The following is a 15,518-nucleotide window of genomic DNA, read 5'->3' as shown; positions in this document are numbered from 1 at the left end:
GAGCTGTTTTCTAAGAACTACCACAAACAAAAAATGCTTCAGAATTCTGAAGCATTTTTTGTTTAATAGTTTTAAAAGCTTAAAAAGCAATTGGCAGCTCGACTTGTGTTTTATCCCAGGCTGCAATTAAAGTTGCGCCGCCTGTTAGTGGTGTAAACGTTATCGAAAAGTATTCTATTGGTTTTGTTAAAGTTTTTACCGGAACGTTCAGCCGCACAATATCTTTTCCCTGGTCGTAAGTAAAAGCGCCCCATCTGTCAGTTTGCGAGTTGATAATAATTGTCCAGGTATCTTTATTTGGAATTGCAAATAAGCTGTATACACCCGGCTTAATTTTTTTTCCGCTTACGGTTACCTTTTTAAAGAACTGAATTTCTGTACTTTCATTTGCGCCGAAACGCCAGACTTTTCCAAATTGTTCCAGTACGCCAAAAATTTCCCGCCCTTTCTTTTGTGGGCGTGAGTAAATAACACGTATTACCGGTTTAGTTGCATCTTCGGCTTTAACTTTCGCTGCGTTCATAGGAAAGTAAACAATATCTGCCGGACTAGGGTCTGCAGGTGCAAATTTTACATCGGCACCGTTTGCCTCTTGTGCTTTGCTACCAAAACATAAAAGAACGAAAACAACAATGAAGATATTTTTCATTTGAAGATGGTTTGTTTTCATCAGTAATGAGCAAGCGTGATTTCTAAATCAAATACGCCCATTTGAATTATTAAAGCCTAAATAGGATGTTTTGAGCGACCAAAGACTAGTATTTTCTACCTTTTACAATGGCATTTAAGAATAAGCCTGCGGTTAGCAAACCTAATACACCACCTAATAAAGCGAAAATATAGCTTTGTGTAATTACGGCTCCTGTTAGCATACCGAAAAACAAACCTAAAGCATAATAAAGCCAGTTGAAGTTATTGTTGCTATTTTCTTGTGTACTCATTTTCTAAATTATTTGAGGCAAAGTTAATATTTATTTTAAAACTTGTTTCGTGATAAATACCTATTGGCTTAATAAATCATCAATTTTTTTTAATTCATAACCATTATTCTTTAAATATTTAATCAGCAGTGGCAGTTTTTCATAAAATTTATCAGTTCGCTGAGGGTCGGTACCAATATGTAACAGCAGAATAAAACCATTTAATCCTTTGGGATGGGATTCGTTATAGCTCGTAATCGACCTAAAAATCTCTTCTGAAGTTTTATAACTTTTTCCTAATTGCGGATAGGTGTAATCTGCATTAGAACGGGTTCCTGGAGAAAAATTTAATAAACTCGAGCCCTGATCTTTTGTCCAGTCGGCTATCTTCTTATTGTACCATTCGTAAGGCGGCAAAAAGAACGGAGCGTCACCTTTACTAATCCCAAATCGAGCCAGTTCGACGTAGTTTGCGTCCAAATCTTTCTCAAATTGTTCTTTCGTAACCAGTAAGCTATCTCTTTTAGTCCAGTCGCAGTAAAGCAAATGTTTGTCAGAATGTGGCCCAAGATAATGCCCATCTCGTTTAAGGCTTTCAATTAACGCCTTGTAAGCTGGGTTCCTATAAAAATTTCCCGTGAGGAAAAATGATGCTTTTACATTATCGTCATTTAAACTTTTTCTAATGATTTCGCCTCCATCCGCAAACTCATCACCGGTAAATACCAGGGCTAATTTCTTGATGCTGGAATCGCCACGAACTGTTGCGCCTAAAAATTTGGTTTCGCCTCTGGCTGCAGAGGCACCAACTTTTTTGGCCTTGCCTGCGCCTCCTTTGCTGCGAGTAAGTAAATTAATGATGCGGTTCCGTCCATGGTTGGTTCATTGGTGCTATAATCGCCGTAATCATCGTGGTAAACCGCTAAATTGCTTTGGAAATCTTCATACTCATCTTCATTTGCCAATGTAATTCCAATAAGGCCTTTGTAGATGTTTGTATAAACGGGGCCATCAACTAAACCGCCATCTATAGGATAATTTTTCAAATGTGTAAAGGCAGAGTGGGGGTCTTTGGGCGTATCTGCACCGTTTGGTAGGCCATAAACCATGCTTGTACCCCAAGGGTTGCAACCGAAAAGCCAATCGAAATTTGCCTGTTCCAACGCATCAAAAGTTTCATCGCCTGTTAAATTTTTGTACCAGCCACATTGAATGGCAAACGATACCGTTAAATTGTTGCTGCACCATATAAAAGGGATGCCCCGGTAAAAAGCATTCTCTTTTGCACGGTTCCAAACCTGGGTTATACCTGCTTTGTAATAGCCGGTAATGTTAGCTTTATCCTTTCCTGTAAGCTGTTTTGCCAGTTCATTATGCCCAATATTTATAAACGGATAATATTGATAATGTGCTGCGGTATCTTTCTGCATCCAGGGGGTAATTTTTTCTTTTTCCGCATAGCTAATCGCATTTGCAATCGCTTGATGGTCTAATTTCTTTTTTCCAAAATTTAATGCAGCTGCCGCAAGCTCCATGTCATCAACCCAGTTATCTTCTGCATATATATAAGGCGATTTTACGGATGCAGTTTGTGTTACGCCGGGTTTCTTTAGCGCAAACCGATATGCTGTTTTAGCTTTTTTAGCTAACAACTCCGAATACATGTTATCCTGGGATTTAAAAATAGTGGCACCCAAGCTATAAGCGCTACTAAATTTTGCAGCCGTAGAACTTGTTCCTGTTGTGGCGTTTAGAAACTTTCCGCGTTGTTGCGGTTCGCCATTTATAAAGTAAAGCGGTCGCTCGAAGCCTTTACCATACTGGCTGTCTTCTTTCGGAATTCGCATTACCATGTGGTCGCGATCATCTGCAAGCTGATTAAACATGATATCTGCTTTAGGATGCATTTTTAACAACCAATCCAAACCCCACTTTGCTTCGTCTAAAATATCGGGCTTTGTGTTTTTTCCATCTAAACCATCTGCCTTTTTCTCATCTTTAAAAACCGAAGGAAAATCCCGGTAAGCCATTAATAAATGGTAGGTGGCATTTGCCGAGGTTGTAGAATACTGCAAATAATCACTGGCATCGTGCCAACCACCAGAAGCATTGAAATGAGTGCTGTCTTTAATTCCTGCTTTTGCGCCATAAAGCGCAAAACCGTCATGCGTGTGGCAACTATCTTTTAAATAAGGATTAAAGCCACTTCTTTGCTGGCGCATGTATCGAAGGCAAAAATCTGCAGCGCCTTTGTAAACGCTGTCATTAATTAAAACTAATGGCGATGTAATGCCGTTGGCCTTCAAAAAGAAACTGCCGCTAGCCTTAAAGTCAGAAAAGTTTAACCTCGCAGTTTTACTGAACGGACCGTATGCGTTAAAAGTTTTAATGTTCGATGATTTATAAACAACACGGTTTGTTTCTTTCTCGATGATTTCAAAATAAGCAGGAACCTCATTTGTTTTACTGCCCCAAACGGCAACTTTAATAGAGGCGGGTGTATAGCCAAGCAGATTGATTCTTATCCAGCTTTGCTGTTTATCGTTACTGTTTTTTGCGAAACAAAACAACGTAATGGCAAGAGTTATACTAAAATATGCGCCTAAAATTTTCATACTGAACAGGAATTTATACCTAAAATTAGTGTTTTATCAAGGAATTGTAAAAGATGTAACAAAATATTTGGAAGTTAATCAATCGTTTGATTAATTTTGTGTCATTATAAAGAAATGAAGACAGAAAAAATAGATAAAAAACAAGCCATACTTGAGGCTGCCGAAAAACTGTTTTGCGAAACAGGTTATGAAGGCACTTCTACCCGCCAGATAGCGAAAGAATCTGGGGCTAATATGGCAATGATTAATTATTATTTCGGTTCTAAAGAAGGTGTTTTTATTGAGATTATGAACAACCGCATTGCCGGTTTTGCTTCTCAGTTAAGGATCATCAACGAAGACAAAATCTCATCATTAGAAAAACTGCACAAAGTTATCGAAGGTTATACGAACAGAATACTTGCAAATACAGCTTTTCATAAAATGATGCACAGGGAGTTGTCTTTAACTCAAAGACCCGAAATGTATGATAAAATCAAAGATGCGATGGGCCAGAATATGCTCCTTATCGACAGGATTATAACGGCCGGAATAGAAGATGGCAGCTTTAATAAAGTGGATGTAAGGATGGTAATTGCCACCATTATGGGCACCATTACCAATATTGTTATCGCACCAAATAAGGTTGTTCCGTGTTCCAACTTTGATTTGAATAACCCAAAAGATAAAAAAATTATTAAGGAACGCGTTATTGCACACCTGCAGGATTTAACAACAGTTTATTTAACAGCAAAAAAATGATACCCAAATCGATTAGATTAATGCTTGCGGCATCATTAATTCCGGCGGCTTTATTTGCACAAAGCACTAAAGAATTAAATATAAACCAGGCAATTGAACTTGGCATAGCCAATAGTAAAAACTTAAAACTCTCTCAAAACAAAATAGATCAGGCTGTTGCACAGTTAGAGGTTGTAAAAGATAACGCCTTGCCAACTGCAAATGCGAGTTTCCTTTATAACCACGCAGAAATCCCGACTACTACTTTTACCTTACCCGGAGGTGGTTCTTCCTTGCAATTGCCGAAAAGAGCAGATGCTTTTGTGGGTACTGCAGCGGTTCAGGAATTGGTTTATGGTGGCGGAAAATTAAAGTACGCAAAAGAATCGACCAGGTTATTGGCTGATGTTGCCCGGTTGGATGCTGATAAAAGCAAGGAGGAAATAACTTACGCTGTAATAAATACCTATTACAATTTATATAAGGTTGAGCAGAGCAGAAAAGTTATCGATCAGAACTTAGAATCGATTGCGGCACAAATAAAGCAGGCTCAAAGGTTTTTCGAACAAGGAATTGTTACTAAAAACGATGTTTTACGCTTTCAGTTGCAACAGGCAAATGTTACCCTTACGCAGCTTGATATAGAAAGCAACCGTAAAATAGTGAATTACAACCTCGATATTCTTTTGGGCTTGCCAGAAGATACGGAAGTAAAAATTACCGACCCAAGTGCAGGCTTAAAAGCCGCAGGTTCTTTGGGCGAGTATATTGGTTTAGCCATGGCAAACCGCCAGGAATTGCAGCAACTTGATGTGCAGAACAAGATTGCAGATTACAATGTAAAAACCATTAAAGCAAATACATTACCAACTGTAGGCGTTGGCGCAAATCTATATTACATCAATCCAAGCGGGAACTTCATTCCGCCGGCGAATCAATATTTAATGCCGGTTACTTTAGGCGCTACGGTTAGCTGGAATATCGCCAGCTTGTGGACAAACAGAAATAAAGTAAGCGAAGCTAAAATTCAGCAAAGTGAAATTACGCTTCAGAAAGATGTTTTATCTGATAATGTAAAAACAGACATCAACAGGAACTTTCAAAACTATCAGGTGGCAATAAATAAAATTCAGGTTTTAGAAACTTCAATTGCCCAGGCAACAGAGAATGATAAATTACTGGCATCAAAATACAAAAATAATGTAGCATCTGTAACTGATAGAATTGATGCGGAAACCTTATTATATCAAGCTAAAATAAACTTAGAAATTGCTAAAGCTGATGCCGGCTTAGCATATTATACCTTACTAAAATCAACAGGAAAAATAACGCAATAAATACAGCAATGACAACTGAAAAGAAAAAGAAGAATATAGTAGTGCCCATCATTTTAGGTGTTTTACTAATAATAGGTATCGTTTTTGGTATCGTAGAATGGAATTATTACAGCAAGCATGTTGATACGGATGATGCGCAGATTGATGGAGACATTAGTCCTGTTGTTGCTCGTGTTGGCGGTTATGTGAAGGATATCAATTTTGAAGAAAATACGCATGTTAACGAAGGCCAGATTTTAGTTAAGCTCGACGATAATGATTACAAGGTTAAGCTGGAGCAGGCACAATCGGGCCAAAAGGGTGCTAGCGCAGGTGTTGGTGTTGCTCAATCGCAAATTATTGCAACTGAAGCAAACACAAGCACTGCAAGGGCAAACGTTGCAGCTGCGAGGGTTAAATTAAATCTTGCAAATAAAGATTATGCACGTTATGCAAATCTGGTTAAAGATGGTTCCATTACGCAACAAGCTTTCGACCAGGCAAAAGCCACTCAAGAATCTGCACAAGCGGCTTATCAGGCGGCTCAGGATCAATACAACGCAGCAGTAAAACAAGTTGGTACAACGCAATCCCAACTGGCGGTTAGCAGTAATGTAATCAGCCAGCGCCAAAGTGATATCGATTTTGCTAAACTGCAGTTATCGTATACTGATATTAAGGCACCTGCTTCGGGCATTGTTTCTAAAAAGAATGTTCAAAAAGGACAACTGGTTCAGGCAGGCCAGGCTTTGTTTTCTGTGGTTAACGATGGAAGTATTTACGTAACGGCTAATTTTAAAGAAACTCAGCTCGAGAAAATTAAGTCGGGTTCGAAAGTAGAAATTGAAGTTGATGCTTATCCAGACCAAAAAATTGAAGGAGAAGTTTATAATTTCTCTCCAATTACTGGTGCTAAAGGCTCTTTATTGCCTCCTGATAATGCTACGGGTAACTTTGTTAAAGTGGTTCAACGTATTCCGGTTAAAATTAAAATTCATCCATCTAAAGAAATGTTGGCAAAATTGCGCCCCGGAATGAGCGTTAAAGCTTCCGTTTCTACAAACTAATATTAAAATGGCCGAAGTAGGTTTAAAAAAGTGGATTATCACCTTTACGGTTATCACGGCTTCGTTATTGGAGTTGATTGATACAACCATTGTAAACGTGGCAATTCCTCAAATACAGGGAAACCTGGGCGCAACGCTTGAAGATGTGGCCTGGTTATCTACTGGTTATGCCGTTGCGAATGTTATCATCCTCCCGATGTCGGGTTGGCTGGGAAGTCGTTTCGGACGTAAAAATTATTTCTTAACCTCTATTATTGTCTTTACCCTGGTTTCGTTTTTATGCGGTAACGCAACATCTTTAAACGAACTTATTTTGTTCAGGATTGTACAGGGCTTGGCAGGAGGCGGTCTAATATCAACAGCGCAAGCTATTTTAATTGAAACCTGGCCACGTGAAGATGTTGGTATTGCAACAGCATTGTTCGGTTTGGGCGCTGTTGTTGGTCCGACGGTTGGCCCAACAATAGGTGGCTACATTTTGGAAATAGCAGATTGGCCGTGGATATTTTACGTAAATATTCCCGTCGGGATACTCGCCGCATACTGTACGATAACCTTTATTCGAGAGACGCCCAAAGATGGGCAGGGTAAACCTGTTGATTGGTGGGGAATTGGTTTATTAGCTGTTGCGGTAGGAAGTTTACAAACGCTGTTGGAAAAAGGCGAGAGCGAAGATTGGTTCTCTACTCCTTACATTGTTGCCCTGGCAGTATTATCTGTTTTTGGTCTGTTGCTTTTTATCTGGCGAGAAACGAGTACTGAATTCCCAATTGTAAACCTTAAGATAATGAAGAAGCGCAGTTTCTCAATCGGGATGTTTACCTCATTTATTTTGGGGTTTGGCTTGTACGGTTCTGTGTTCGTTTTCCCAGTCTTTGCACAAAATCTTTTAGGCTTTACGCCTTTGCAAACCGGGAAACTATTTATTGCCGGCGGTATTTGTACCATTTCTATGATGCCATTTATTGGTATTATGCTAAAAAAAGGCGTACCGGCACAGTTTATGGCTACGGGCGGCATGTTTTTATTTTTCGTTTTCTGCTGGATGTTGAGCAAATCGACGTTGGCATCAGGAACGGGCGATTTCTTCTGGCCTTTAGTTATCAGGGGTTTTGGTATGGCGCTGTTGTTCGTTCCGTTAACAACGCTGGCCATGCAGGATTTATCAGGACCAGAAATTGGCCAGGGCTCAGGTTTAAATAACATGAGCAGGCAGTTGGGCGGTTCTTTTGGAATTGCAGCACTAACAACGCTTATTCACGTGCGTGCAGGTTTCCACAGGAGTAATTTGTTAAGCAATATAAACGACTACAACCCGGCTTTTACGCAGAAACTGAATGGTTTGGTACATAATTTTATGGTCAGAGGATCTTCTTTTATGGATGCAAAATTAATGGCAATGAAAGCCATTGAAGGCTCGGTAATTAAGCAAACCATGCTCTTAACTTACAACGATGCGTACTGGGTTGCAGGATTAATTATGTTGTTTTCAATACCGCTATTGTATCTGCAAAAATTTAAGAAAAATGCAAATATTGTTACTGATGCACACTAAAATTGGTAACAAATTATTAAAAATAATACCATAAACTAAAAACAGCCGGTGTATTTTATTACATCGGCTGTTTTAACCCAAAAAATTAACAATCAATGCAATGCCCTTAAACATTGCAAATGTTCTTACTTAGCTATCGAATAGCCAAATAAGATTTTAAAATTAAAATTTATTCTGCAATTTTCCAAATTGTAATCCTTAGAATTTTAATACCTTAAGCATTTTTTGTAGTATTACAGTATACAAAACTATTGCTTAAGCTATGCCGAAACTCCGTTTAACATCACAGCGAGAATCCATTTTCAATAACGAAGTCATTTCGAAATTTGAGCTTTTTAACAGCCTGTTTTTAACACTTCCATTTTATAAGATTAAGGATACAGGCACATTGTTGCCCTTATTTTTTAAAAGTTGTGAAGAAGGAATTCAGAATGGGCAAAAGCCTGCTCAAATTATCGAAGAATTTTTTACTAAATATACAAGCTACACTGAACGTAAAGACATAATCGATTTACTTTTTCGGTTTATCCAATATATAGAGCGGCAGGTTGTATTATTCGATGCTGTTGAAGATGCATCTTTCACTAAATTAAATACGACCGACGAGCAGAGTACCCTTGCGTTTATCCTTAAAAAGAATGCGGATAATAAGCCAATGCTGGCGAAAATCGAGAAATTGATTGACGAGCTTTCATTGCGTTTGGTTTTAACTGCACACCCAACTCAGTTTTATCCTGGCAGCGTACTTGCGATAATTACCGATTTAACAAAAGCAATTAGAGATAATGATATAACATCAATGAACTCTTTGTTGCAGCAATTGGGCAAAACGCCGTTTTTCAATAAAAAATCGCCTACGCCTGTAGACGAGGCATTAAACCTTGCCTGGTTTTTAGAGAATACGTTTTACTTCGCTGCGGCTAATATTCAGGAAGAAATAGATCAGAATCTTGATGAGTATAACCTGGAAACAAAGAAAATTTTAGAGTTGGGATTTTGGCCGGGTGGTGATAGAGATGGCAATCCAAATATTCATGCCGACACCACGCTTGAAGTTTCGAAAATGTTGCGTCAAATCCTTTTCCGCTGCTATTACCGCGATTTCAGGGTTATAAAACGAAGGATTACATTTAGGGGCGTGGAAGAAAATATTAGCCATTTGCATGATGTACTTTATAAAAACGCTTTCGACCAAACTTGCGAACTGCACGACATTTCTGATGAATTGCGTGAAAATCTGAATCAGATTAAAGAGACGTTATTAAAAGAACATGATGGTTTATTCGTTGATTTGGTGAATGATTTGATTCGGAAAATTGATTTATACGGAAACTATTTTGCCTCTTTGGATATCCGCCAGGATAGCAGAGTGTTAAGAAGTGTTCATGCTTATTGTCGTCAGAATAAACCTATTTCTTCATTGTATCCTGAAGATTATGATAAATTATCTGAAGCTGAAAAACTGAGCCTGATATCGTTTAAAGAGGCTACCCCGGTTTATGTTACAGACGCCGATGCCCTGATTGAAGATACGATTCAGACCATAAAGGAAATAAAGGGTATTCAGAAACGTAACGGCGAAAATGCCTGTCACAGGTTCATTATTAGTAACTGCCAGCAGGCAAGCGACATACTGCAACTGATTGAGCTTTTCCTTTGGAATGGATGGAGCAAAGACGGTTTAACCATAGATTTTGTGCCGCTTTTTGAAACCGTTAACGACTTAAAAGGGGCTGCAGCAATTATGGATACGCTGTACAGCAATCCTTTTTACAAAGCACACCTGGCTAGTCGTGGCAACAAGCAAGATATTATGCTTGGTTATTCTGACAGTACAAAAGATGGCGGTTATTTAATGGCTAACTGGTCTATTTTTAATGGGAAGACATCACTTTCGGAGATTTCAAAAAAACACAACATTCAACTGGCATTTTTCGATGGCCGCGGCGGTCCGCCGTCTCGGGGTGGTGGAAAAACTCATCGTTTCTACGCATCAATGGGCAAAGAAATAGCCAATAAAAACATTCAGTTAACAGTACAGGGACAAACGATAAGTTCTCAATACGGTTCTATTGAAAGCGCAGAGTTTAATATTGAACAGTTGATTAATGCAGGAATTTCTTCGGGCTTAAAAGAAAAGCACAATGTACTTTTAGATCCGGAAAACAAGCAATTGCTCGATGCAATGGCCGAAGATGGTTATAAAGCCTTTGTCGACCTGCGGGAGCATTCGCTTTTTGTAAGCTATCTTGAAAAGCTTTCGCCATTAAAGCTACTTTCTCAGGCAAATATAAGTTCTCGCCCGGTAAAACGAAATGGTGGCGGCGCCATGAAACTTGAAGATTTGCGAGCAATTAGTTTTGTAACCGCCTGGAGCATGTTGAAGCAAAATGTACCTGGATTTTACGGCATGGGCACCGCAATGAAGAACCAGGAAAATGCGGGCAACTGGGATAAGGTGGTTAAGGTTTATGAGGCTTCTGATTACCTGAAAACAATCGTTGATAATTGTATGATGAGCATGAGCAAATCAGATTTTGTAATTACTGCGCATTTGGCAAACGACAAAGAGTTCGGTGCTTTCTGGACGCAACTACATAACGAATTCGAGTTAACGAAAGAGATGCTTTTAAAGCTTTCTGGGCAGGAAACGCTGATGGCAAATTATCCTGTTGATAAGAAATCTATCGCTACGCGGGAAAAAATTATTTTGCCCCTGGTGCTTATACAGCATTTCGCTTTGGAGAAATTGCAACACAATCAAAATGAAAAAGACCAGGCGGCTTTAGAGAAGTTAGCCGTTAGAACGGTTTTTGGGATCGTAAATGCAGGAAGAAATTTGGCTTAGCATTCTTTATGAGTCATTTCTAACAGAGGCAATCCCTTTCTATCCAAGGAAAACTTTTTAGAGTTTCGATAAATAGAAATAAAAAAAACCCTTTGCAGATTTGTTCTGCAAAGGGTTTTTTTATTTAAGCGTCTGATTAGAAAAATTTATCTATCAATTGACCCCATAACTTTTTGGCCAAAAGCATTTAGTGCGTCCTTTTCAGCTGCACCGTCGCCAACCATTTGATGTACTTCAAGTGCACCACAGATATTCGTAATCATTTCGCCGGCAACGTCAACTTCATGTTCGCTAACGCCTCTAAATTCGCAGAAAGCCTCTAAAACCTCTAAAGTTGTCTCCAGTTGAGCAGGAGTTGTGTTTTGAAATAATTGTCTTATAACCGGAATTTTCATTATTTTATTTTATTAAATAATTCAATCAAACCTTCTGCTTTGTTAGTCTGCACCTGATCTACCAAATTACCACCGTTAAAAGCCGCGAAAGTTGGTAAGTTATCAACGTTCGCGAATTTGCGTGAGTTTGGAAGTTTCTCGGCATCAACAATTAAGAAAGCTACGTCTTCATTTTCAGCAGCCAGCTTTTTAAATTTCGGTTTCATGATTCTGCAATTGCCGCACCATGAGGCAGCATACTGAACCATAACTTTCGGGTTATCGGCTAAATATTGTTGAAGATTGTCTTCTGTTAATTCTAAAAACATAACGTTTGTTTTATTAGTTAGCTGCTAAATATTCAGCAACGCCACTTCTGTTTGCGTTCATTGCTTCTTTTCCTTCTTCCCAGTTTGCAGGACAAACCTCGCCATGTTTTTGAACGTGAGCGTAAGCATCAATTAAACGTAAATATTCTTTAACATTTCTGCCCAATGGCATATCGTTAACGCTCTCGTGGAAAACCTTACCAGTTTCGTCAATTAAGTATGTTGCTCTGAAGGAAACATTTGAACCTGAAAAAGATTCATTTCCTTCTTCGTCATAGCTAACTTCTTGATCCAGAATATCTAAAATTCCAGATAATTGTCTGTGCGTATCAGCTAAAATGGGGTAAGTAACACCTTCAATACCACCGTTATCTTTCGGTGTATTTAACCATGCGAAATGAACTTCGTTAGTATCGCAAGATGCACCAATTACAATTGTATTTCTTTTTTCAAACTCAGGTAAAGCAGCTTGGAAAGCGTGTAATTCTGTAGGGCAAACAAAAGTAAAATCTTTTGGATACCAGAATAATAACACTTTACTATTTTTGTTTACAGCCTCTTCAAATACGTTGATTTTCAAGTCATCACCCATGTCTGACATCGCATCAATACTAACACTCGGAAATTTTTTACCTACTATTGCCATAATCTTTTTGTCTTTAATTTTATAGCGCAAAGGTACGGCGAAAACAACTCCTAATCAACCCGGAATTATTATTTGTTAATTGTATTTATTGATGACGTTATAGTTAAAAACTATAATCTTTTTTTGAAGTATAATTGTTTATTATTGATATTTTGGACTCAATTCGATGATGATTTTGAGCTTAGTTAGTTGCCGTTTTTAGGCACTCATTCCTTGATTTCATTGCCTTCGTACTTCTGTCGACGGAATTAGAATCCCTCTCAACCTAAATCAGAAGGGATTGGACGTTATTTCTTCAATGTGTTCTCGTACAATTTAAATATCCTTTTGTATTCATCTGTCCAACTGCTTGGCTCAATAAATCCATGGTCTTCAACAGGATAAACGGCCAACTCCCAATTGTTTTTCCCAAGCTCGATGAAGCGCTGAGAGATGCGGACAATATCCTGGAAATGGACATTCACATCCACCATTCCATGGGCCATCAATAAATTTCCTTTTAACTTATCGGCAAAGTAAATTGGAGAACTTTGTTTGTATGCAATTGGGTCGTTAAATGGTTCATTCAAAATGTTTGAAGTGTAACCATGGTTGTAGTGTGCCCAATCTGTTACCGAACGCAAGGCGGCTCCGCTTGCGAAAACATCCGATTCGTTAAACATGGCCATCAATGTGATGAATCCACCATACGAGCCACCATACAAACCCACATGTTTAGGATTTACGCCATATTTGTCGACTAAAAATTTAACGCCGTCCACCTGGTCAGTCAAGTCTTTTCCACCCATGTGGCGATAAATGCCTGTTCTATGGTCGCGGCCATAGCCCGAGCTACCGGTATAATCAATATCAATTACCGTATAGCCATTATCTGCCAGCAAATTATTAAACATAAACTCTCGGAAATAGGTGCTCCAGCCAAAATGTACGTTCTGCAAATAGCCTGCACCGTGGACAAAAACCACAGCAGGATGGTTTGGGTTCGGATTATCACTTTTATAGACCCTTGCATAAACAGCTGCTCCGTAACGATTATTAAAAGAAACCATATCCGGCTCCCGCCATTTGTAAGAATTAAATTCTGCTGAAGTAGATTGCGTAATTTTTACTGCTTTTGCACCAGCCTTATTCGCTTGGATGTACAACTCCCCAGGCTTGTTCATGTAAGAATAATTGATGGCCAGGTATTTTTCATCAGGCGAAAGGGTGATATCATTTAAACCTTTCATCGTTGTAATTTGAACCAGTTCGCCACCGTTTACGCCAATTTTAAAGAAATTTGTAACGCCCGGATGCTCTTTATTCGCTTCGAAATAAAAGGTGCCTTTGTCTTTTGATAACTGAACGGATTGCACTTCCCATTTCCCGGAAGTTATTTGTTTTTTATCGCCGGTAGAAACATTTACCACATACAAATGTGAATATCCCGTTGCTTCACTTTGATAGTAAAATCGATTGTCGTCGATCCATCCGGTACTGCCTTGAAAAAAACCACTGATGCCCGGACCACCAATCCAGGCCTCATCATGCTGGCGGTCGATGAGGTTAAATTTTCCTGTATTGGCATCCAATTTCAAAATCCAACGGTCTTTATTGTCGGTAGAAGTGGCCACCATTATCGCCGTGCTTCCGCTCTCATTCCACGATGGCCCGAATAAATTAACCAGTCTATCGTCATTTTTCTTTTTAAGCGAGTCCAGTACTTTTGGATATTCTTTATAGAAATCGGGTATGTCTTTTACACCCGGAATGGTTGCTGTCTGAATGGCGTAAACAGAATCCTTTTGGGTATCATAAATAAAGCCTTGAGAAACACTTTCGCTTTCTCCAACTTTGGTTCTACCAGTTATATCTTCTGTGTAACCTGATGCGGTAACATAGTTCGGAACGATAGTGTTGCGGTTGTTTTGAGCTGGCGCCGTTAGTTTGTAGGTTACAAAATGTCCATCCGGACTAACGACAACCCCGTTCAAAAATCTTTCATCTGTGTAAAGTGGTTTCAAAGATTTGTTATCTGCAGATGAAGCTCCAAACCGACCTCTGCCCCCGCGACTCCCGCCGCCACGGTTCTCTGCATTTCTCTTTTTAATAATGTCAAATAACTCTATTTGCTGCGTTTTCAGCCAAGTATCCTGTTCCGTCGCCAGTTTTGCCGGCGTTCTCCCCACAGCCTTGCCTTTAACAAAATTGGTTATTTGTTTGGTTTCAGCCGTTTTCAGATTAAGTTGGAACAGGTTATCTCCCAATTGATAAACAACATCGCCATTTTTCAAAAAAACAGGGCTGCTTTCTCTTTCCATGGTGTTTGTTAACCTTGTTTCTTTCTTCGTTTTCAGATTCTGCAGATAAAGATCTCCGCTTTTCTCTGTGAGTCCGAGCGATTTGTCTTTGTTGTAGGTGTATGTTTGGCTAAGTAGTTTTTCATCTTCTTTATCAATTGCTTTGATGGGCTTGCCGGCCGAAGTCGAAATTTTATATAGATCCTCCTTTGCTTTATTTTCAGGATTCCAGTTGAAATATAAAGTTTTGCTATCTGCTGTCCACCGGAAATTCGTTGGTGCTATTCCCATCCATTTCGGGTCTCGCATAATTTTTTCGACCGTTAGCGGAGCGATTTGTTGCGCAAATGTATATTCGCCTGCACAAAGCAAAACGAAAAGTAAATATTTCTTCATAAGTTTTTGTTTGGATGCTGCAATTTAGAGAATGTGGCTTCTAAAGTGGCAAGGAAATGGAAATGTTACAACGCTTTGTTTGGCCACCAATAAAAAAGTTATACCCTTAATTAGAACGATTTAATTTTTAGTACAAAACTACCGCCGTTACACAGCAGTATACAGATTGTTTCCGTGTATTCTGTGTTTCTGTGGCAAAAAAGAAACTATTAACACCCTAAAATATTTTTGCCACAGAAACACTGAGGGCTCAGAGAAAGGAATACAGATTGTTTCCGTGTATTCCGTGTTTCTGTGGCAGAAAAAGGAACTATTAATGGCCTAAATATCTTTGCCACAGAAGCACGGAGGGCACAGAGAAGGGAATATAGATTGTTTCCGTGTATTCCGTGTTTCTGTGGCAGAAAAAAGGAACTATTAACACCCTAAAATATTTTGCCACAGAAGCACGGA

Annotated in this window: 13 protein-coding genes; 5 read left to right on the top strand and 8 right to left on the bottom strand. The window is 39.0% G+C overall.

Annotated features, from left to right (window positions below):
- Positions 1-79 precede the first annotated feature (79 nt).
- The 4 genes from AC0IWT_RS16580 to AC0IWT_RS16565 all read right to left on the bottom strand — a co-directional run bounded on the left by AC0IWT_RS16580 (position 80) and on the right by AC0IWT_RS16565 (position 3,535).
- The gene (locus AC0IWT_RS16580) at positions 80-649 is read right to left on the bottom strand and encodes a DUF2911 domain-containing protein (protein WP_471797987.1); all 570 of its coding nucleotides are present in this window, start codon (positions 647-649) and stop codon (positions 80-82) included.
- A 106-nt stretch (positions 650-755) separates the two neighbouring features.
- The gene (locus AC0IWT_RS16575; protein WP_056869207.1) at positions 756-941 is read right to left on the bottom strand and encodes a hypothetical protein; all 186 of its coding nucleotides are present in this window, start codon (positions 939-941) and stop codon (positions 756-758) included.
- A gap of 60 nt (positions 942-1,001) precedes the next feature.
- Entirely contained in the window at positions 1,002-1,607 is a 606-nt protein-coding gene (locus AC0IWT_RS16570; RefSeq protein WP_471798504.1) for a polysaccharide deacetylase family protein, read from the bottom strand.
- A gap of 83 nt (positions 1,608-1,690) precedes the next feature.
- Entirely contained in the window at positions 1,691-3,535 is a 1,845-nt protein-coding gene (locus tag AC0IWT_RS16565) for a glycoside hydrolase family 9 protein (RefSeq protein ID WP_471797986.1), read from the bottom strand.
- A 114-nt stretch (positions 3,536-3,649) separates the two neighbouring features.
- Here AC0IWT_RS16565 and AC0IWT_RS16560 point away from each other — a divergent pair, with 114 nt between their 5' ends.
- The 5 genes from AC0IWT_RS16560 to AC0IWT_RS16540 all read left to right on the top strand — a co-directional run bounded on the left by AC0IWT_RS16560 (position 3,650) and on the right by AC0IWT_RS16540 (position 11,041).
- On the top strand, positions 3,650-4,276 hold the full coding sequence (locus AC0IWT_RS16560) for a TetR/AcrR family transcriptional regulator (RefSeq protein WP_471797985.1): 627 nt from the start codon (positions 3,650-3,652) through the stop codon (positions 4,274-4,276).
- The gene (locus AC0IWT_RS16555) at positions 4,273-5,592 is read left to right on the top strand and encodes a TolC family protein (protein WP_471797984.1); all 1,320 of its coding nucleotides are present in this window, start codon (positions 4,273-4,275) and stop codon (positions 5,590-5,592) included. Before AC0IWT_RS16560 ends, AC0IWT_RS16555 begins: the two co-directional genes overlap by 4 nt.
- 8 nt (positions 5,593-5,600) lie before the next feature.
- A complete protein-coding gene (locus AC0IWT_RS16550; RefSeq protein WP_056869211.1) occupies positions 5,601-6,638 on the top strand; it encodes an HlyD family secretion protein in 1,038 nt (345 codons plus the stop codon).
- A gap of 7 nt (positions 6,639-6,645) precedes the next feature.
- Complete coding sequence (locus tag AC0IWT_RS16545) at positions 6,646-8,193, top strand: DHA2 family efflux MFS transporter permease subunit (protein ID WP_471797983.1); 1,548 nt, start codon at positions 6,646-6,648, stop codon at positions 8,191-8,193.
- Between the two features lie 262 nt (positions 8,194-8,455).
- Positions 8,456-11,041: a phosphoenolpyruvate carboxylase gene (locus AC0IWT_RS16540; RefSeq protein WP_471797982.1), complete on the top strand. Its 2,586-nt coding sequence runs from the start codon at positions 8,456-8,458 to the stop codon at positions 11,039-11,041.
- Positions 11,042-11,187: 146 nt separating this feature from the next.
- Here the strand turns inward: AC0IWT_RS16540 and AC0IWT_RS16535 are convergent, their stop codons facing one another.
- The 4 genes from AC0IWT_RS16535 to AC0IWT_RS16520 all read right to left on the bottom strand — a co-directional run bounded on the left by AC0IWT_RS16535 (position 11,188) and on the right by AC0IWT_RS16520 (position 15,065).
- Complete coding sequence (locus tag AC0IWT_RS16535; protein ID WP_056869214.1) at positions 11,188-11,436, bottom strand: DUF6952 family protein; 249 nt, start codon at positions 11,434-11,436, stop codon at positions 11,188-11,190.
- Positions 11,436-11,744, bottom strand: coding sequence for a thioredoxin family protein (locus AC0IWT_RS16530; RefSeq protein ID WP_056869215.1), 309 nt, complete (start codon positions 11,742-11,744; stop codon positions 11,436-11,438). The genes AC0IWT_RS16535 and AC0IWT_RS16530 overlap by 1 nt, the downstream gene beginning before the upstream one ends.
- Before the next feature lie 13 nt (positions 11,745-11,757).
- Positions 11,758-12,390 carry a peroxiredoxin gene (locus tag AC0IWT_RS16525; RefSeq protein ID WP_056869216.1) on the bottom strand — a complete coding sequence of 211 codons (633 nt, stop codon included), beginning with the start codon at positions 12,388-12,390 and terminating at the stop codon, positions 11,758-11,760.
- 287 nt (positions 12,391-12,677) lie between these two features.
- Entirely contained in the window at positions 12,678-15,065 is a 2,388-nt protein-coding gene (locus AC0IWT_RS16520; RefSeq protein ID WP_471797981.1) for a S9 family peptidase, read from the bottom strand.
- Positions 15,066-15,518: the final 453 nt, after the last annotated feature.

Source organism: Pedobacter sp. AC464 (assembly GCF_979253075.1).
The sequence above is the reverse complement of the archived record's forward strand: the minus strand, read 5'-3'. Positions and strand labels throughout refer to the sequence as shown.